Below are 19,090 nucleotides of genomic sequence, written 5' to 3' on the forward strand. Positions count from 1 at the left end.
GGGTTGACTATTTCCGGTTTCCATTTTCTCCCCGTAATCGGGGATTGACAAATTCATTTAACCCCTCACCAAGTAGTGATAACCCTACCACCATAAAAGTCATCGCCAAACCAGGGAACAGGGTAGTCCACCAAACACCTGTAGGTAAGGCTTCTAGAGCTTGTTTTAAATCGTATCCCCATTCTGGAACTTCTTCCGGTAAGCCTAGCCCTAAAAAGCCTAAACCACCTAATACCAAAATTGCATCGGCGGAGTTCAGGGTGAAGAGTACAGGTACGCTTTGAATAACGTTTAAGAATAGATACCTAGAAAGCACTACCCAAGTAGAAGCACCCATTGCTTGAGCCGCTTCAATGAACACTTCTGTTTTGACGCTAACCGTATGATTGCGGACGACACGGTAATATTGAGGTACATATGCAATACTAATAGCGATCGCAGCATTTAATATCCCTCGTCCCACCACAAACGCTAGTGTCACGGAAAGCAGCAGCCCTGGCAAGGTGTAGATACTATCCATCATAAACAGCAACACCTTATCTAACCGACCACCAAGGTAGCCACTCAACATTCCCAGAGGTACACCAATTATCATACTCAGCGCAGTAGCTAGAATCACCACTTGCAGAGCAGCTTGTGCGCCAAATATCGTCCGAGAGAACACATCATGTCCTAAACGGCTAGTACCAAACCAATGTTTAGCAGATGGTGCTTCTTGTATAGGGTTCGAGAGAAATTCTTTCGGATTTTGTAGCCATCCCCAAGATTGCAGTACAGGCGCAAAGAAAGCCAGGAAAATGAAGAACAAGGTAATAGCTAACCCAATGAGCATTAATTTTTGGGAAAGACTAGGATTTTTAGCAAAACTGATCAACTTTGGCAGATGACGTTTAGTAATGGTCATGGGCAACACAAGAAGCAAAATATGCTGACCATTTTACATACCAGATAGGGAATTGTTAACAATTCGTAATTCGTAGTTAGGTTGAAATCCAATGATTTTGCTCTACAGCTTGAATGACGCTGAGATATTTTTCTTGCAAGTCTTGGCGGTCTTGTGGTTCTGGTAATCCTTCTTTTCCTCCCCGTTCAATCATGTCAGCATGACGACGCAGGACAGCTAGGTATTCGGGATTGTGGGTATACTGGGCAATGTGGGCGATCGCTTCTAAAAGATGAATTGTCACGGCTGCATCAGTACGGGCATACTGGCGAATAGGGTTGAAAGCACTATCCATCACTCCAGCAAAGGTGACGGGTTCAGCGATGATGCGTAATTGGCGATCGCGATCGTAACGATAGGGTGAAGGACATTTTCTTTGGACTAAATAGCACATCCCCGCACACAATCTATCAACGCACCGGATAGCCGTAAAAGGATCGTTAATTCCCGGAGACAGCGCACGCACTGCTATTTCTACCAACTGATTCACCGGAAACTCTACATCTTGCTGTTCGGTGCGTTCTCTACCCAAGATAAAAGCTTTGTTGATTTCATCAATAAGTTTTTGATTGACTCGTTTACCAGGGAAAGCCAAGACGAGAATACTATCTTCAATCACAAACTTTCCTGGTCGTAATTCCAACCGTAGTAGTAAATTATGCTTACAGGCAACCTTCAGTAATTGTTCGTCATCGATAAATTGCAGATAACCACTGTGTTTAGCACCAATGGGACTAACCAAGGACTCGAAATCTTCAGGAAGTATTTCTGTGTGTTGTGGGTTTGGTGGTGGACTTATGCCAATTTTTTCGGGGAATAAACGATCAACGGCTTTGTTGAAATCCTCACTCACACTATGAATCACATGGGAAGCTTGAATGATTGTTGAGGCGTGATGGATGAAGTAAATTAACACTCCAATACTGAAGATAGCTAACACAATGCCAAATGTCACCGACAAATGAGGTATAAACGGGTTATAGTCTTCACCGTAGATAGTCCGCAGTACCAGTAAGCAGTAAATAAAGGTAGCAATAAATGTACCTAATACTACTTGATTACCTGTGTCCTGCATAAAATTGCGTAGCAATCGGGGGCCAAAGTTAGCAGCCGCTAGTTGCAGTGCAACAATGGTAATTGAGAAAGCTGTAGCCGCTACACTTACCATCGAACCGGCGATGGCGGAAAGTACCTCTCTTGCACCATCGGGGCCGCCTGTATAAATTAAACTCCAATCTCCAAACCCGATGGAGCGATCAAGGGTAAGCATAATAAATGATAAAGCGATCGCCATCAAAACCATCAAGCTGGGTAAAAACCAGTAGCTAGAATGGAGTGCATCCCATAACTTTCTCAACCGCACGTTATTCATGACTGTTCCTTGGCTGTGGGAGTATCTACCTTACCGTTACCCGCCTCAGCCAACCGTCGCAGCGAACCGCTAATACTGCGAGGTTTGGGAACTTCTTTCTTACCCGCCGGCCATCCTTCACGTTGACGGGAGCGATCGCCGTCTGTTTCTTCGGTTTGGTCATGGAATAAAATTTGTCTGGTAGGATAGGGCAAATCTATGCCATGTTCTACATACAGTTTTTGCTTGATTGCAGAGATGACTTTATCCCGTGACTCTAGTGCATCTAACCTAAAAGGCGGTTTTATCCACCACCTAGCACGAATATTCACACTACTTTCCGCTAGTTCCATCACCAATACATCCGGGGCTGGATCTTTTAACACTACATCTACACTATGTATTGCTTCCAGCATTAACTGCTTAGTCTGCTCTAAATCATCCCCATAGCCAACACCAATATCATATTCCAATCGCCGATGCTCAAAGGCAGTATTCACAGTCACAGAATTAGTAAATAACTCAGAATTTGGGATCACAATCCGGCGACCATCATAAGTTCTAATAGTGGTAGCCCGTGTTTCAATATTTTCTACTGTCCCCTCAAAGCCTTTAAAAACAATTTGATCATCAATTTGAAAAGGCTCTGTCAATAAAATTAAAATACCCGCTAAAAAATTTTGCAGAATATCCCGAAATGCAAAACCGATTGCTACCCCACTAATTCCCAACAACTGCACCAAATCCCCTGCTCTGAGTGAGGGAATCACAATAGATAAGGAGATAAATAACCCCACTAAAACCGTCGCACCTTGTGCCAATCTTCCTAACACCATACCCAAATTACGAGCATAACGGCGATGACGAGTTAAGCGTTTGACTAGACGCTTAATTTGCCTACCTATAAAAATAAATACTGCAAATACAATTAACGCCAGGATGATATTCGGTAGTAAGGCTATGAAGCCATTAAACATTTTTTGCACTTTCTCCAAAAGTGCAGATATCTCAACATTCATTCAGTTTCCTCACTCATCAATCGTAGCTGATGATACTGAAAAATACAGAAGATAGAATCTGTCTATGGTTTGTAAATCAGTGTTCCACAAGAAGTAAATGTAAGGGAACTCCAAAAAATCAATTATCCCAAGTTAGTAGGGTGCGTCAGGATAAGTATTTTTTTGGTGTAGTTAGAATCTATCGCACTGACGAACCCTACATAGTAAATATTAATACATGAAAAATATTCCTAGAATATTGTCTTTAAAAAAATGTAAGTTTTTGATAAAAATCTAGTGAATATAATAAAAACCTATTAATCATCTGTTAGCTTATGTACGTGTTCTACCAGAAATAGGATTTATCAGGTTCAAATCAATAAAAAATTGCTAATCTATTTGAACTGTGGATATTGATGAATTAAAACTAATTAAAAAATCAACCTAACTATGGAAAAAAGATTAGGAACACAGTTGAGTAACTTGTATCAAAATTGTAGTCAATATATCAATAAACTCTCTCGTAATAGAAATTTTCGTGGTTTAAAAACATATCTTTTTATACTAGTCTTAGCTATGGCAGTGATTGTTGCTCCCATAGGCAATCCCATATCTGGGACTTTAAATACAGTACCAGCCACTACTTATCAGGTATCAGCAAAACCAGCTTACAAAACATCTTGGCTCGGTAATACTTTTAGTGGTAAAAAGTGGGTACAGATTCAAATGGCTGGGATGTATGTTGCCCCAGATGGCACAGTTTATATCAACAGTCATTGGGATGAAGCTGGTAGGGAAGTAGGTATTTATAAGAATGGTGATGTCATCGGTAAAGTTGATGACTTACATGGCTGGGGAAGGCTGGGAGGAATAGCAATTACAGCCAATAAACAATACCTCTATGTAGGTATGCAGCAATCACCTGAAGGGAAACCAGAGGATGATTATCCCCCCAAGGGAACGACTTGGTACTGTGTCAGACGCTATACCTTATCTGGCAAACCAGCCCCATTTGCTGGGGGGCGTGGTTGGGATAAGAGTATGCTCATTATCAATACAAAAAATGAAGTCACTGGATTGGCAACTATCGGTAATGAGTTATATGTCAGTGATGTTGCTACTGATAGCATCCGGGTTTACAACAGCGACACCATGCAGGAACTACGCAGTTTTAGCGTGACTAATCCAGGTGCGATCGCCATTGATCGGCAAAATAATCTCTGGGTTGTTCACAATAAAAATAATAAAACTGCTGCCAAGATTGTTCGTTATACCCCCCAAGGCAAGCAATTACCGCAACAGATTACCGATGTAGTGCAGCCAACTGCGATCGCAGTAACTCCACAAGATAAACTGTTAGTTGCAGAAAATAACCAGCGTCAGCAAGTATTAATTTACAACATTGCCAAAAAGCCAGCGCAGATTGGCACTTTTGGCGACAAAGGCGGCATTTATAGCGGGATTCGGGGTGAAGCCAAAGATTCAAAACTGTACGGCATTACCGGAGTTGGTACAGATACAGCAGGCAATATCTACATTAGCAATCATGGTTTCAATAGCACTGGTGCAGATTTAAGGATGTTCTCGCCATCAGGAAAACTCCAGTGGCGTTTACTGGGTTTGCAATTCGTAGATAATGCCGATACCGATCCTGATAGTGATGGTAAAGATGTGTTTACTAAAAATGAACACTTCGTCATGGACTACAGCAAAAATAACGGCAAAGAATGGACATATAAAGCATATACCCTAGATAAATTCCGCTATCCCGATGATGGCAGACTACATACCACACCTACAGCCGCCTTCGTCCGCCGCCTAGGAGGAAAAAGGTTACTTTATCTCTCCTCAGAAATGATGGCAGAACGTCTATTAATTTACCGTTTTGATGGTGAAATTGCCGTTCCTTGCGGGATATTTGGCAAGAACCATCTCAACTGGCCAGCTAATCAACCCAAAAACGGTAGTTGGTTATGGCGAGATGTCAATGGTGATGGTTCAATTCAAAGCAATGAATACAAAACTCTAGGTGAAGAAGATGCTTCTGTCTGGGGTTGGGAAATTGACAGCAAAGGTGATATTTGGCAAGCAGCCGAAGCTGGCTACATCAAACATTATCCTTATCAGAAATTAGACACTCATGGTTGTCCGATTTATGGTCAAGGTACTGGGGCAAGAATACCCATGCCAGCACCTTTCAAAACCCTAACTAGGATTAAGTATATTCCCAAACAGGATGTTATGTATCTGGGAGGGTATACAAGCGATCGCCCCAACTTAGATGGTGATTGGGGGTTAGTTGGTACAGAGATAGTGCGCTACGACAACTGGAGTAAGAAAAAAAATCTACGTTGGCGGATAGCTTTGCCTTATGAAACCAAAACTAACCCCAAACTGCATATTAAATCAATGGATGTAGCGGGAGATAGAGTTTTTGCAGTAGCTAGTAAAATGGCGGAGGTTTACGCCTATAACGCCACCACAGGAAAACAACTACAAATATTAAAACCAGGCCCAGAAGTCAACGGAGAAAGTGGCTGGGTAGATATACCCTACGGCATCCGCGCTTTTCAACGCTCAAATGGTGAGTATCTAGTATTTGTAGAAGAAAATGCCAAAGGCAAAGTGATGATGTATCGCCTACCGGGGTGAAGAGTGAGGGTGTAGGGGTGTGGGGGGAGCAGGAAAAGCAGGGGAAGCAGGGGAAGCAGGGGGAGTAGAGGAGAAAAACTCCTTACTCATCACTCCTTACTCATCACTCCTTACTCATCACTCAGCACTCTTTACTCATTCAAACTGTAACTAAACACTGGCAAGTAAATGCGTGTACTACATATTTTGAACCACGTCCGAGAAATTGGTAACGGCATCGTCAATGTAGCTGTAGACTTAGCTTGTCTGCAAGCAAAAAACGGTCATGAAGTGGCTGTTGCATCTGCTGGCGGAGAATATGAAATATTATTAGCAAATTATGGTGTCCAGCACTTTCAATTAGATCAAACGAGGACACCAATCAATTTAATTAATGCGGTTAGACGTTATCGAGCCATTATCAAAGAATTTCAGCCGGATATTGTCCATGCTCATATGATGACAGGGGTTGTATTAGGGAGATTTCTCAAAGCTGCTGATAGTTATGGCTTAGTTGCCACAGTACACAACGAATTCCAAAGCAGTGCGGTACTGATGGGAATAGCCGATCGGGTAATTGCTGTCAGCAAGGCGGTTGCTAAATCAATGGCACGGCGGGGGATTCCAGAGCATAAATTACGGGTGATATCTAATGGGACATTAGGTAGCGTCCGCACCCGTAACATTCAAGAGTACCAGCCTGTAGAATTACAACAGCCAGCGATCGCTACAGTAGCCGGGATGTATCAACGCAAAGGCATTAGTGAGTTAATTGATGCTTTCGTACAAATCGCCGCAGAATTTCCCCAAACACATCTCTATTTGGTAGGCAATGGCCCAGACAGAGAAACTTTTGCAGACAAAGCCCAAAAAACAGGTTTTAGTAGTCGCATCCATTTTGAAGGTTTTCAGCCAGAGCCGCAACGTTACCTCTTAGCAGCTGATATCTTTGTTCTCGCCTCCCACCGTGACCCCTCCCCACTGGTAATCCCAGAAGCTAGAGAAGCCGGTTGTGCTATTGTTGCCACTAACGTAGACGGTATTCCTGAAGCCTTAGATGGTGGACAGGCAGGTATCCTAGTTCCACCTAAAGATAGTCAGGCTCTAGCAAAAGCTTTAGCGGATTTACTCAGGAATCCTCATAGACTGTACCAGTGGAAGAAGCAAGCACAACAAAATCTAGAATGGCTGACCGTTGGGCGTGTGAATCAAGAAACTTTAGTAGTATATGGCGAGTTGATTGCCAAGAACTCAGCAACATATATTGAGATGCCATCCAAAATCTAAAAAATCGAGGCACAAAACCCTCATGTAGAGACGCGATTTATCGCGTCTTGAAAAAGCAATTAACTATACTAGATATCTGGTGAAAAATAATGTTGTAGAGAGACATAGGATTGCTACGTCTCTACTAGGTCATCAAATGTGAATTGAGGCATAAGCAAGTTCGTAGTAAGGACTTTAGTCCTTAGAAAAATCAGGACTAAAGTCCTTACTACGAACCCTCAAAACTAACTTGATAGACTACTACACACTTGATAAGAGGCAGGTGATTTTTTCCCCGCTCCCTTGCTCCCTGCTCCCCTGCTTTTTCATTCGTCCCCAGTCCCTAATCGATTCGTGAACGTACATGATATTTATGCCCTGCCATAGCCAGAGCTATAAAACCCCAAAGCACCATACCAGGCATTCCCAACATCCCACTATTGCCTAATAGTGTTGACAACATACCGAGGCTAATAGCTCTAGAAGCAGCCATAAAAGTATCAAAACGATATTCAGAATATTGGAACGATTTTGCAAACGCCATAAATATTGCTACTAAATAAAAGACACCTCCAAACCAACCTAATGTAAAAAACATATCCAGAATGCCACTGTCAATTACAATCGGTTCTAAGATGCCTTTTTCATTAACAATAAAAGTATTACCTACACCATTACCTAAACCATTAGTTAAAGCACTATTAAGACCATCTTCATATATTTTTTGTCTTACTTTAGCACTGTCATCTTTCTCCAACTGAGAAAACGTTTCAAACCGATCAGAGATCGTCTCAGAGAATTGTTCTATTTGCGTTAGTGGAATTATACAAATTGCCATGAGCAAAATAGTGATAAACAGGCGCATTTGCAGGTGTGCCTTTAATGAAGTGATAAAAGTAATAAATGCTATAAACCATCCGCCCCATAATGTCCGGACTGTTGTGAGCAAGAAAGCCAAGTAAGCGATCGCAGAAGCCGGAATCCGAAGAAATGTTTTATTACTAAATAATAATAGTGACCCGGCCATCATCATAGCTGCATAGGGTGCAGGGGAAGCCATCGTACTCCAGATGCGTAGTTTCAACGGTTCAGGATCACCCATGCTAGTCAATTTTGTATTTACTAGCCAGAATACATCCCACTCAGGAGCAACTAAAAACTGGTAAATTCCATAGATTCCTGTCACCAAAACTCCCCAGAGGAAAGTACGCTCAATGGTACGACGGTAGAGGGGATAATCTCGCCAGTGGATAAATAGGTAAAAACCAAAAGTAATAGGAGTTAACCAATCTAGAAGTCCCCGCGCCGCAGTAAAGGGTGATGTTTTAATTATGCCTACGAGAAAGCCATAAAATACCCCTAGGAATGCTAAAACAAAGGGTAAACTGCCTTGGCGTAGCGACTTCGGCAGTTCTTTTAAAAAAGTATGTAATGTTAATAATGTCACCAAGTATTGCGACACTAGCATAAAACGCGTAGGGTCCCAACCACTCTTATAATCAACTAAACGAGTCACAAACGGCGTTACAAACCAAATCCACCAGGTAAAACCTGTGTAAAGTAAGGGGTATCGCACATATAGGAAAATACCAATAGCGAAGGAAATAATCACATAAGCTGTCCGCAGAATGCCAGCCGCACCTCCGAAAATGCACACTGCTGAAAACAGCACGAGGAATAGTATAGCCGCCCAAGCTAACGGCGGTTGCTTTCCAAAACTCAAGTTTTGTTTCGGCGGACTATTGGGAAGCGTATGTATCTGAACCACTGAAAATCTCCAAATAATTCGTAATTCGTAATTGGGCATTGGACATTAGTTACAGTCTCCCTGCCCCCTACTCTCTGTCTTCTCACCCTTGCCAAGTCTGCCAACCTTGCCAACGACCGCGCCAAGAGGCTAGTAATTTTTGTCCTGCTAACAGGCCTTCACTGGGGAGAAAGCGTAACCATTGAATAAAACCCATAGCGTCTCTTGTGCCTACGAATGTTGCCCAGAACAAAAATACTAATTTTTGAGAGGGTGACAAGTGTTCTAGCAATGCTAAGGTTTCGTTGTGTACAGCATTAACTACAGCAATGGGATTGAATTGGTGGCGTTGATCTTCGTCAAATCGTTGCGCTGGATAATGATTGACTCCCACCTGAGGATCGTAGATGAGTTTCCAACCAGCCCGCTTGAGGGAGAGACAAAAAGCTACCTCAAAGTGAACCTGTGCGCCTGTACCCAACATCCGCCGATCAAAATGCAATTGTTGAATAGCGGCGCGACGAAAGCTCATGTTGACTCCCTTGAGGACATCCACCTCACGCGGCGCACCTATACCTATATGGTGATTACCAATGATGCGCCCAAACCAATGCACTTGACCAACGACTGGGCAAACTCCATCTTCTAAGTTTTTGCCATGATATACCCAATCGCGTCCACCCACTCCGGCGATGCGATCGTCTGCGAGAAAATGGGATTCAATATGTGCTAACCAATTACTGTGGGGAGCAGCATCATCATCGGTAAAGGCAATAATGTCTCCTTGGGCAACATCCAGACCTGCATTCATTGCTGCAACTACGCCGGGAATGCTGACTGTGGTAGCGCGTAATGGCAAAAGTTGCGGGTCAAAGCTGGTGAGGAACTGCCAAGTTTCATAGTCGGAATCACGGACTACTATTACTACCTCATCAACTGGTCGCGCTTGCTTTTGTAGTGCTGCAAAACAGCGTGCTAGGTCTTGGGTACGGCGGTAAGTGGGAACGATTACTGTGATTTTCATCAGTTCTTTAACTCCTCAAATAAATCCACATAGCACTGTGCCATTCTTGTCCAACTATGTTGTGTGGCGATCGCTCTAGCCGATTCACCCATTGTTTGTCTTAAATGGCGATCGCTCGACAAAGAAAACATAGCTTTGGCTAAACCTTCCACATCATCTGAGTCTGCCAAAACTATCCCAGCTTCAGGTTTTACTAAATCGGCTGCACCTGTACTACTAGCGGTAATCACAGGTAAACCGGAAGCCATCGCTTCAATCACTACCAAGCCAAAAGGCTCATATCGAGAAGGAAAAACGACGAAATCTACTGCTTTCATCAGGTCGGGAATATCACGGCGCAGTCCTAGAAAATGCACTCGCTCTTTTAATCCCAAAGATTCCGCTAACTGAAGATATGGGCTACCTTCCGTAATTCCAGCTACCGCTAGATGTAAATCAGGAACTTGTACTAAGGCTTTGAGGACTGTATCTAAATTCTTGCGAGAGAGTCGAATATCACCTGCAAACAGTGCTAGGGGGACTCCTTCAGGTAAACCCCATTGCAGGCGATCGCTATTTCCTGGTGAAAATTCCTGCAAATCCACACCATTGACAATCACCTGAATACTCTGCGGTGATACGCCAATAGCTTGCAAATCCTTTGCCACTTTATTAGAAACCGCCACTACAACCCGCGCCTGACGAAAAGCCTTTTTTTCCCAACGTGCGTTTAAAGCTGTATACAACCACTGGTAAAAGTTATATAAAACTCGGCGTGACTTTGGTGCAGCCTTACTAGAGGAGAATTTTAACCAAGAACTATGGACAAAATGCGCCGCATTTACATCACCAGGAGCATGGGTAATTGCACCATTAATTTTCACCAAATCAATCTCAGCGCGATGTTTACGCAACCAATTTGTACTAAAAATAGCAAAAATGATATTGCGGAGTAATTCCGTTGGCAATCCTTTCACCGGAATAGCAACCCAATTAATTTGGTGACTCTGCTCTAGTTCTAAAGCTACCTGACTAGCTAATAAAGTAACGTGATGACCACGACGAATTGCTTCTAAGGCAATCTCATAGTTGACCCGTCCCTGACCATCACCTTTAATTACATTGTGCGTAACAATACATAGTTTCACAATTAACTATCCTGTTATAAAAGGACTGGAGATTGGGGACAAATCAAGTCAAAATTAAATAACTAGAGACTGGGGACTGGGGTAAAATCTCCCTCCCCTGCTCCCTGCCCCCCTGCTCCCTCATCCCCACTTCAATTGAGACGACTGCCATAACCTTTGAACATGGGAACGACGGATAATTTCAGGCCACGCTTGCAGTGAGCTACGTCTCCATAGATATACGGTCATATGCAGGAAATATACAAAACAAAAAACCGCTAGTTTTAACAAATTAGGAAATAAATTTTTATAGCGTTTAATGCCGACGTAGAGCCTAGCTGCTTCTATAGAAATTTCGTAGTAAGTTAAAGTGCCGATGTCCGACACCATCAAAGAACTTTTACCGTTGTCCCCAGTATTCAGCACTCGTAATTCTGGGCAGTGTAAAATCTTGTATTCCCGCTTCAAAGCCCGTAAACATAATTCTGCATCTTCGTAGCCAAAAAAGATATTTTCATCCCACTGTTCTTGGTCAAAAAACTGACGAGGGAAAATAGTGGCATGAATTGCTACAGTTTCGGGAATATCACTAGCACAGAAATAGCCTCGAAAAGACAACTTGCCAGAAGCCATTACACATCCTTCAGGACTGTGACTGATGCCCGACAGGATGGTAGAATTTCTCTGTTCTGGAGATATTTCTGTGTATTGCGCGATCGCACGCGTAATAAAGTCTGGTTCTACACAAATATCATCATCAATAAAAGCTACGAAGTCAGTTTCAGAGCTAAGGATGGCATTTACAGCATTGTTACGGTTAGCACAAACACCAATTCGGGGGCCGGTCAGATAGGTGATGTGAGGATATTGTTGAACAATCTGATAATTGCGCTCTTGTACTTCTAGATCAGGTGAATCATCTGATACAACTATTGAGTGAGGCTTAGTATCAGAATCCCATAGCGATCGCAGGCAATTTTCCAAGTATTGAGGGCGATTTCTCGTTGTGATGCAAACAGATACTCGCATTGTTTAGTGACCTTTGTGGCTAAGTTAAATTACTAGAACTATTACGTAAATCTTATAAGTGTTTCTCTAAGACGATTTCAGATAGCTGAAAGCTTCGGAAGTAGCTTTTGTTTTATGTCTTGGAGTACCAGTTAATCTTTTTAATAGCGATCGCGTCCCGTCCCAAACGATGATTCTAGCCACCGCTCTCATCACTGGGAAGGAAAAACTATACTTGAGTGCTGTTTGAATTTGCGCGATCGCTTCAGACATTTCATTTTTAACTAACAAGGCTTTCGCTAAATCTAAAGATAAAAATGCACAATTGAGCTTGGCTTTTTTGTGAATTTTGCCATTGATAGCTTTGGGTAAATAAGATGTAAAAATCGTTTCTACAGTATCAAAGGTTTCTTGAATGAAGCGTTTACTTTTAGCATTAACTCGCGTAGCAGACAAAAAGTGTCTACGCCACATAGCTAAAGGTTGAACTTCAAACCACATCGGGTAGTTATGAAAAATTCTCACCCACATCTCCCAATCACCACTCAAGCCACAGCGTTTGTCAAATCCCCCTAGTTGTTCATACACTTCACGGCGGACTACTGCAACTGATGGTACTGAAATACAGCAAAGCTCGGCAATTCGCTCCACCCAATTATTAGGTAATACACCACTTTCTGGCAGTTCTAAAGTAGAAAATCCTTGCCAATTGCTATGCTCATCAATATAAATACTGCGGCAAAAAGCAGCACCAATTTGTGGATTTTCGCTAAAAACTCCCTCCAGCTTTTGGTAAAAACCATCACACACACAATCATCACTATGGAGAAGATGAATCAAATGACCGCGTGCTAATTCAAAACAGGTATGAGAGTTGTTAATTAGACCAACATTTTGTGGTTGTCGATAAAACTCAACGCGACCCTTACCCAGTTCCGCAACGACTGCGGCTGGATCATCTTCTGTGGAGCAATTATCAACCACTGCAATTTGCATAACATCAGAGCCTGGATCTTGAGCCAACACGCTAGCTAAAGTTTCACGCAGATATTCTGCACAATTGTAAGTAGGAATCATCACAGACCAGAGTGGGCGTGTAACTCCTTCTGCAAGTGGTGCGATTGTTGGACGATAAGGATTTGCTTGACTCATAATCTTCATCACTAATAATCAGACTTACTACTAAATTGTTGTGCTTTCCGTATGAACAGTTGGACGAGCCAAAAACTTTGCACTTTTAAATAAAAACCGAGCTAGGTAATATACTCGCTCTTGTCCGGTGTAAAAAGGCCAACCTAATATCAACCGTGAGATTGACCACACCTCGTTACTATCCCATTTAGATTGCTGATAATACTTGGTGCGTCGATACTGGAGGTTGCGAGATAAGTCAACTCTTCCGGGATAACTAATACGTACTAAAAAGTCGTTAATATATTGGTTGGTCATCTCAATCCCTACCTGGGATTTGGCTTCTTGTTCATTAGTTACAGCACCTTTGGTGATGTGATTGTTTGCACCATGTATGCGATAACTCCCTAAATTTTCATGTAATGTTTTAATCTTGCCTAAGAAAGCTGTGCAGTAAATAATGCAACCATCTGCCCAAATCCGCCATTTAACAGGGTCGATAGGAAAAACTTTTTGTAACGCTTCACGGCGATAGGCTAGTCCAGATGTAGGAGGAAAACACCAAGCATTTCCTGTACTTAATATGACTGAAGCTAAATCCTCACTCAGTTTTGCCCCTTGGGTAGAAGCATTATTGATTGTATTGTCATCGCCATCAATTATCTCCAAATGGTGCATCACACCAACTACATCCGATGTATTAAACACCTCAACAATCCGTTGAATTTTATGAGGTTGCCAAACATCATCGGCATCTAAAAAGGCAATAATCTCTCCACTAGCAGCCTCAAAACCAGCATTAAAAGCACCTCCTTGTCCTTGATTCGCTTGGAAGATAGCTTTGATTTTATCTGGAGCTTGTGCTTGAATTTTGGTGATGACATCACGACTATCGTCTGAAGAACCATCATCTACTATCACTAGCTCAATATCTGAATAGGTTTGAGATAGAACAGAGTTGATTGCTCTAGAGAGATAGCGAGCGTAGTTATAGTTAGAAATAATAACGGAGACTTTCATAATAATTTCTTCCGAGAGATGTAATAGCTGAATAACTTCTAAAAAACAGTGCTGAGTAGTAAATTTTGTCAGGTGGGCAATGCTGAAAATTAGCTAAAGCCCTTATTTCTACCTCGTTGGTATTGCCCACCTGACGATTATTAAGAATCGTGCAAAATATCAGCCACCGACTAGCAAAAAATGAAAGAAACACTCTTACCCTCTACCCTGTCACCTATCACCTGTATTTCTTAAGAGATGAACCAAACAAATTAAGTCTGTAGTACATAAGCCCTTAATGATTCCCAGAATTTTCCTAGTCCTAGGGCAAATATCAATTTCCTAATTAAGACCTTCAGTTGCCAAGAGTAATATCGCAGAAACCATTTGGTAAACCAGACAATACTTTCTGTAGTTTGAAACCATCCACTGGCTTGGAGATGATGAATCCACTGCAACTGTGCTGGATGGTCACATCCTATTTTCCAAGGTTTAGCTACACCAGCAAAATGAACGATATCAGGTTTGTGGATGAGTTCATCTTTGATATGACGAATCTCTTCCTTAAAGGGTGAGTCTTTCCAGCTTTCATAACACAGAATATGTGATATAACATTCCACTTAGGATTAAGCTTTCCCCATTTATTAGCAAGAACGGCGTTTAGTCCCTCTTGATCTCCCATCCTCACGTAGTCTGCATTTTCGCTGAAGTAGTGCCATACTTTTTCACTAATCTCTTCCTCTCTCCATTTTGGTAAATTCATTACCAAGACTCCAGCGTTGAAATAAGGTGTATCAGGCGTTAGCCCTAATTCTTTGTAATTAATAATGCCTAAGCTTGAAGATACACATGGAATCACAAGATCAGTACAAGCAAGTAAAGCATAGTTAGCTATTTCCTGATTCCACAAGTTTTTTAGGTTTCCCTTGACCAATAAATCACTATCTAAGTAAATAGCTTTTTTAAATATCTCTGGTAGGATATCGGGAATTAGTAATCTCAGATAGGTAGCGACTGATACCCAATCAGGTGTTTTGATATGACTCAGTGATGTCAAATTACTGGGAGAAATCCACTGAAGGTGTAAATCAATGTGTTCAACGTTAAGCACTCGCTGAATGCGTTGCTTACTCTGGTCAGTAATACCGCCGTCAATGATGTAAAGGTAGAGTGTACACCCCTTTTCTAGATTTACCAGCGCAGAGTAGAGTGTTACAGCCAGGGGCATGGCGTAGTTGTTATCTGCCCCACACACTACAACTAAGGGATTGTGATCTAATTCAGGAGTTACAAAAGTCATTGGGTTATTTATGGTACTTACTTGAGAGGGACATTTCAGAAAAAATCTAGTCGATTGTGGTTCATAATTAGCCTAAATGACCTGATTCATGTTGCATTTGATGATATTTCCACAGCTTACCTTTGATTTCCAATAATTCTTGGTAGCCACCTTGTTCTATGATGCGTCCTTGTTCTAGGACGACTACTTTATCTGCCTTGGCAATAGTGGATAATCGGTGAGCGATCGCAATTACTGTTTTACCCACAGATAGCTTTTCTAAAGACTCTTGAATTAAGCGTTCAGAAACAGAATCTAAGGCACTTGTGGCTTCATCTAAAATCAAAATTTCTGGGTTACGTAATAAAGCCCGCGCAATTGCTAATCTTTGTCTTTGTCCTCCAGATAAGCGCACACCTCTATCTCCTAGTTGGGTGTCAAATCCTTCGGGCATTTCTAAAATAAATTCTAAGGCGTTAGCTAGGCTTGCTGCTTCTTTAATTTGCTCTGGAGTAGCTTCTGGTGAACCATAGCTGATATTATTCCAAACAGAATTGTTAAAAATAAATGTGTCTTGGCTGACAACAGCTATTTTGCGCCGGAGGGAATTAATATCAAATTTCTTGATATCAATATCATCTAAATAAATATAACCTTCGGTCGCATCATGAAAGCGAGGAATCAAATCAGCTAATGTTGTTTTACCAGCACCAGACGAACCAACTAAAGCTGTAGTTTTACCCTTTTCAATACTCAGAGTAACGTTATGCAATATGAAATTATCGGCACTATAACCAAAATCTACAGATACTAAATCTATTGATCGCTTTAAGGAATGAAATTTGATTTTGCCATTTTTAAAGTAAGGCTTATCATCAGTTCTCAAGAGGCTTTGAATAGTATCAGCAGAACCTTGTAAACTGCTTAAAAATGCTCTAGTACCATTAATGTCTTGAATAAAAGGCACAAGCCGGAACAATACAAAGAAAAAGGTTAATAGAGATGAAATTTGCAGCTTACCTTGAGCTACAAACATAGTAAAAGCTAGGATAATCATCACGACTAAAACAGTGGTAGCTATAGCTTCAGCTATTGGTCTAACTAGTGTCCAGGTGACGATAACTTTAGTTGCAGAACTGAGGACTTGGTTGCTGGCTTTGTTGTAGCGATCGCGCTCAAAATCTTGTGTGCCAAAGGCATGGACTGTACGAATACCATTAATAAACTCTACTGCTGAAGATGTAAAATTACCATTGGCTACCGACAAACCAAAACTGCTTTCTCTGACTCTGGCATTCAAATTAGATAAGCCAACTGCTAACAATGAAAATAACAAAATCGAAAGTATTGTTAACTGCCAGGACATGACAAACATTGAGATTAAATAAACAATGACTGTCAATCCCCTAGTGAATAAAAATGCTGAACCGCCAAAAGCTTGCTTGACTCTTTCAATTTCTGTGGTAATGGTGTTAACTAGTTCACCAGAGCGAGTTTTAGCAAAGTAACTCAACTGCATAGCTTGCAGTTGCTCAAAAATACTCTTTCGCAGGCGATCGCCAAGATGTAATTGTGCTAATTCTGTATATACTTGGCTAAAATAATTAAAGGCTGCTCGTAACCAAGTGCTGAATAAAATCAGGAAGGATATCCGATATAAGCGATTAATTTGCGCTTCTTTAGCACCCAATACTAAAATATCAAACCATTCTATACCAGTCTTGACTGGTGGAGTATCAGGGCTAGTTAAACTTTGTAAAAATGAAAGTAAAAATCCGATACTCACACCTTCAAATGCCGCCGCTAGCACAGAAAATATCACGGCTAAAATTGCTATTTTGCGAAACTTTTTTAACTCTTGCAAAATTAAATAATTATCTTTCCACAAGCTAGTAGCCTTAAATAGATTTCCGAGTGGTTTAGGTATTTTCAAAATCATGAGTATTTTCTAAAAATAATTTTGCTATATAGCGTTTCTTTGTCTGCTGATACCCAAATTTGTCTGCTTTCACCTAACTGATGTAGGAAACGCTATATGTACAGCCTGTACTAGTTAACTAATTTCTGCCGTAATTAATTGCAACAGTAAGATTTACCAATTACTAGACGTATTCTCAAGAAAACTTGTATATTTAAAGATGCGATAAAGTATCAGACGATAAACACAAAAATGACCGAGTTATTCACTGAGATAAGTAAGTCTTTGTAAATAATTCAAGTTCTGTAGTAAGGACTAAAGTCCTTACTACGAAATCGATTACAATGATGTTACATTACTGAACATATTTCGCTCGATTTGCGCCGACTTACTGAATGCAACTGATAACTTTTAAAGAGTTTGGCTATCTAATTGTAATATCTGGGATTCTGTCTCCATTTCCCATGACTTGGTAATTACTGTTAAAGTTATGGCCTCTTCCAAAGTCCAACAACGAGTTCCTATCAAACTCATTTCACCCCGCAGTACATTCCACAATTTTGGTAGATGTTCTAAACCAGATTTACGCAGCCAAAGCCCAAAAGCTTTGCTATTCTCCTGAGTCGGGATGGAAAATTTGATGGCACGAAATAATTTGCCTTTCTCTCCCACACGCCACTCACGAGTAAATAATGACTTTGGTGAGTAAACTTGCATGAGCATCATTAATATTGCCATGATTGGACTCAACAACAGCAGCAATACGCCAGCAATTACTCTGTCTATTAATTGCAACCACATTGCACCTTGACTACCTCGTTTGAATAATTTAGAGCCAGAGGATATGCGGAGAAATATGGGTTTATGAGCTTGTTCACAAGACTCAGCCCAGAAAATTAACACAGTTTTACCAAGTTTGGCATCTATACTTACCAAATCGACTGGTGAATGTTTTAAACACTCTATTAATAATTGCTGATTATTGAGAGAGGGAAAATATGGCTGTGGTAATTTGCTCAAAGACTTCACCAACAGTTGACCTCGCCGCCATTGAAGCGTGTATTGTGAAGAACGAGGCTCTTGTTGTTGTGGGTTTACAGGATAGTAATGATCAAAAGTTGGAACTATTGTGCTTGTCATATGTCTTTGGATTTATACAAATTAAATCACTGAGCTAATATCAAAGGCTATCAATGCCAAAGACTTCGATGGTAATTTGGTGTTTTGCTCAAAGCTGTAGATACTTGCGTGTAAAAATATCCTGGTTTAAATTAAATGAACAGTAAGTATCTCAGTTTAGTAATTCTGCTGGGTTTGAGATGTACAAACAACCTAGATTTTAAGTAGATAGGTAGTCACCCAAGTTGCTAACTACCAGTTATGACTTGATAACGAGCCACTTATGTTAGTAGTAAACATAATTAGAAAGTTCACTGGTAAATTTAGATTTCTCTCATACAAATAAGGGATGTTGGGGAGATGTAGAGGGAATTTACCCCATTACGACCTTCATAACTTTGTAATTGTGTTTAATTAGGTCTATCTACTTGGTTTAATAAATCTAAGAAAGCTATTCCACTATCGCCTTTGAGCCACCTGAAATCAATTTCAACTTCTAGGATATAAGACTCTGTAGAAATGACTATATATCTAGGCTAATTCTTTATTTATTCTTTAAATAGATAGTA

General features: G+C 41.0%; 14 protein-coding genes. 2 read left to right on the forward strand and 12 right to left on the reverse strand.

Going from position 1 to position 19,090, the window contains the following annotated elements; all coding sequences use genetic code 11:
* Positions 1-7: 7 nt before the first annotated feature.
* From ACM0OR_RS05045 to ACM0OR_RS05055, 3 genes are all read right to left on the reverse strand, one after another.
* Positions 8-904, reverse strand: coding sequence for an ABC transporter permease (locus ACM0OR_RS05045; RefSeq protein ID WP_414575257.1), 897 nt, complete (start codon positions 902-904; stop codon positions 8-10).
* Between the two features lie 76 nt (positions 905-980).
* Complete coding sequence (locus ACM0OR_RS05050; RefSeq protein ID WP_414575258.1) at positions 981-2,315, reverse strand: DUF2254 domain-containing protein; 1,335 nt, start codon at positions 2,313-2,315, stop codon at positions 981-983.
* The gene (locus tag ACM0OR_RS05055; RefSeq protein ID WP_414575259.1) at positions 2,312-3,313 is read right to left on the reverse strand and encodes a mechanosensitive ion channel family protein; all 1,002 of its coding nucleotides are present in this window, start codon (positions 3,311-3,313) and stop codon (positions 2,312-2,314) included. The genes ACM0OR_RS05050 and ACM0OR_RS05055 overlap by 4 nt, the downstream gene beginning before the upstream one ends.
* A 429-nt stretch (positions 3,314-3,742) precedes the next feature.
* Here ACM0OR_RS05055 and ACM0OR_RS05060 point away from each other — a divergent pair, with 429 nt between their 5' ends.
* Together ACM0OR_RS05060 and ACM0OR_RS05065 are read left to right on the forward strand one after the other, a co-directional pair.
* Positions 3,743-5,944 (forward strand): hypothetical protein, encoded by a 2,202-nt coding sequence (locus tag ACM0OR_RS05060; protein WP_414575260.1) that lies wholly within the window; start codon positions 3,743-3,745, stop codon positions 5,942-5,944.
* 168 nt (positions 5,945-6,112) lie between these two features.
* The gene (locus ACM0OR_RS05065) at positions 6,113-7,210 is read left to right on the forward strand and encodes a glycosyltransferase (protein ID WP_414575261.1); all 1,098 of its coding nucleotides are present in this window, start codon (positions 6,113-6,115) and stop codon (positions 7,208-7,210) included.
* 322 nt (positions 7,211-7,532) lie between these two features.
* Here the strand turns inward: ACM0OR_RS05065 and ACM0OR_RS05070 are convergent, their stop codons facing one another.
* The 9 genes from ACM0OR_RS05070 to hepC all read right to left on the reverse strand — a co-directional run bounded on the left by ACM0OR_RS05070 (position 7,533) and on the right by hepC (position 18,542).
* Complete coding sequence (locus tag ACM0OR_RS05070) at positions 7,533-8,996, reverse strand: O-antigen ligase domain-containing protein (RefSeq protein ID WP_414575262.1); 1,464 nt, start codon at positions 8,994-8,996, stop codon at positions 7,533-7,535.
* 43 nt (positions 8,997-9,039) lie between these two features.
* The gene (locus ACM0OR_RS05075) at positions 9,040-9,960 is read right to left on the reverse strand and encodes a glycosyltransferase family 2 protein (protein ID WP_414575264.1); all 921 of its coding nucleotides are present in this window, start codon (positions 9,958-9,960) and stop codon (positions 9,040-9,042) included.
* Positions 9,960-11,087: a glycosyltransferase family 4 protein gene (locus tag ACM0OR_RS05080; RefSeq protein WP_414575266.1), complete on the reverse strand. Its 1,128-nt coding sequence runs from the start codon at positions 11,085-11,087 to the stop codon at positions 9,960-9,962. The genes ACM0OR_RS05075 and ACM0OR_RS05080 overlap by 1 nt, the downstream gene beginning before the upstream one ends.
* Positions 11,088-11,207: 120 nt before the next feature.
* Complete coding sequence (locus ACM0OR_RS05085; protein ID WP_414575267.1) at positions 11,208-12,095, reverse strand: glycosyltransferase family 2 protein; 888 nt, start codon at positions 12,093-12,095, stop codon at positions 11,208-11,210.
* A 66-nt stretch (positions 12,096-12,161) separates the two neighbouring features.
* Positions 12,162-13,226: a glycosyltransferase gene (locus ACM0OR_RS05090; protein WP_414575268.1), complete on the reverse strand. Its 1,065-nt coding sequence runs from the start codon at positions 13,224-13,226 to the stop codon at positions 12,162-12,164.
* Positions 13,227-13,256: 30 nt separating this feature from the next.
* Positions 13,257-14,225, reverse strand: coding sequence for a glycosyltransferase family 2 protein (locus ACM0OR_RS05095; protein ID WP_414575269.1), 969 nt, complete (start codon positions 14,223-14,225; stop codon positions 13,257-13,259).
* 251 nt (positions 14,226-14,476) lie between these two features.
* Complete coding sequence (locus ACM0OR_RS05100; protein WP_414575270.1) at positions 14,477-15,505, reverse strand: glycosyltransferase family 8 protein; 1,029 nt, start codon at positions 15,503-15,505, stop codon at positions 14,477-14,479.
* A gap of 67 nt (positions 15,506-15,572) precedes the next feature.
* Positions 15,573-17,423, reverse strand: a complete 1,851-nt coding sequence (gene hepA, locus ACM0OR_RS05105) for a heterocyst formation ABC transporter subunit HepA (protein ID WP_414575271.1) — start codon at positions 17,421-17,423, stop codon at positions 15,573-15,575.
* A 390-nt stretch (positions 17,424-17,813) separates the two neighbouring features.
* Entirely contained in the window at positions 17,814-18,542 is a 729-nt protein-coding gene (hepC, locus tag ACM0OR_RS05110; protein WP_414575273.1) for a heterocyst development glycosyltransferase HepC, read from the reverse strand.
* Between the last annotated feature and the right edge of the window lie 548 nt (positions 18,543-19,090).

Origin of the sequence: Anabaena sp. CCY 9402-a, from assembly GCF_963920945.1 — a bacterium.
GTDB lineage: Bacteria > Cyanobacteriota > Cyanobacteriia > Cyanobacteriales > Nostocaceae > Trichormus > Trichormus minutissimus.

Coding starts and splice junctions, on each gene's coding strand:
- ACM0OR_RS05045 (WP_414575257.1), bottom strand. CDS start 904: ATGACCATTACTAAACGTCATCTGCCAAAGTTGATCAGTTTTGCTAAA.
- ACM0OR_RS05050 (WP_414575258.1), bottom strand. CDS start 2,315: ATGAATAACGTGCGGTTGAGAAAGTTATGGGATGCACTCCATTCTAGC.
- ACM0OR_RS05055 (WP_414575259.1), bottom strand. CDS start 3,313: ATGAATGTTGAGATATCTGCACTTTTGGAGAAAGTGCAAAAAATGTTT.
- ACM0OR_RS05060 (WP_414575260.1), top strand. CDS start 3,743: ATGGAAAAAAGATTAGGAACACAGTTGAGTAACTTGTATCAAAATTGT.
- ACM0OR_RS05065 (WP_414575261.1), top strand. CDS start 6,113: ATGCGTGTACTACATATTTTGAACCACGTCCGAGAAATTGGTAACGGC.
- ACM0OR_RS05070 (WP_414575262.1), bottom strand. CDS start 8,996: ATGCCCAATTACGAATTACGAATTATTTGGAGATTTTCAGTGGTTCAG.
- ACM0OR_RS05075 (WP_414575264.1), bottom strand. CDS start 9,960: ATGAAAATCACAGTAATCGTTCCCACTTACCGCCGTACCCAAGACCTA.
- ACM0OR_RS05085 (WP_414575267.1), bottom strand. CDS start 12,095: ATGCGAGTATCTGTTTGCATCACAACGAGAAATCGCCCTCAATACTTG.
- ACM0OR_RS05090 (WP_414575268.1), bottom strand. CDS start 13,226: ATGAGTCAAGCAAATCCTTATCGTCCAACAATCGCACCACTTGCAGAA.
- ACM0OR_RS05095 (WP_414575269.1), bottom strand. CDS start 14,225: ATGAAAGTCTCCGTTATTATTTCTAACTATAACTACGCTCGCTATCTC.
- ACM0OR_RS05100 (WP_414575270.1), bottom strand. CDS start 15,505: ATGACTTTTGTAACTCCTGAATTAGATCACAATCCCTTAGTTGTAGTG.
- hepA (WP_414575271.1), bottom strand. CDS start 17,423: ATGATTTTGAAAATACCTAAACCACTCGGAAATCTATTTAAGGCTACT.
- hepC (WP_414575273.1), bottom strand. CDS start 18,542: ATGACAAGCACAATAGTTCCAACTTTTGATCATTACTATCCTGTAAAC.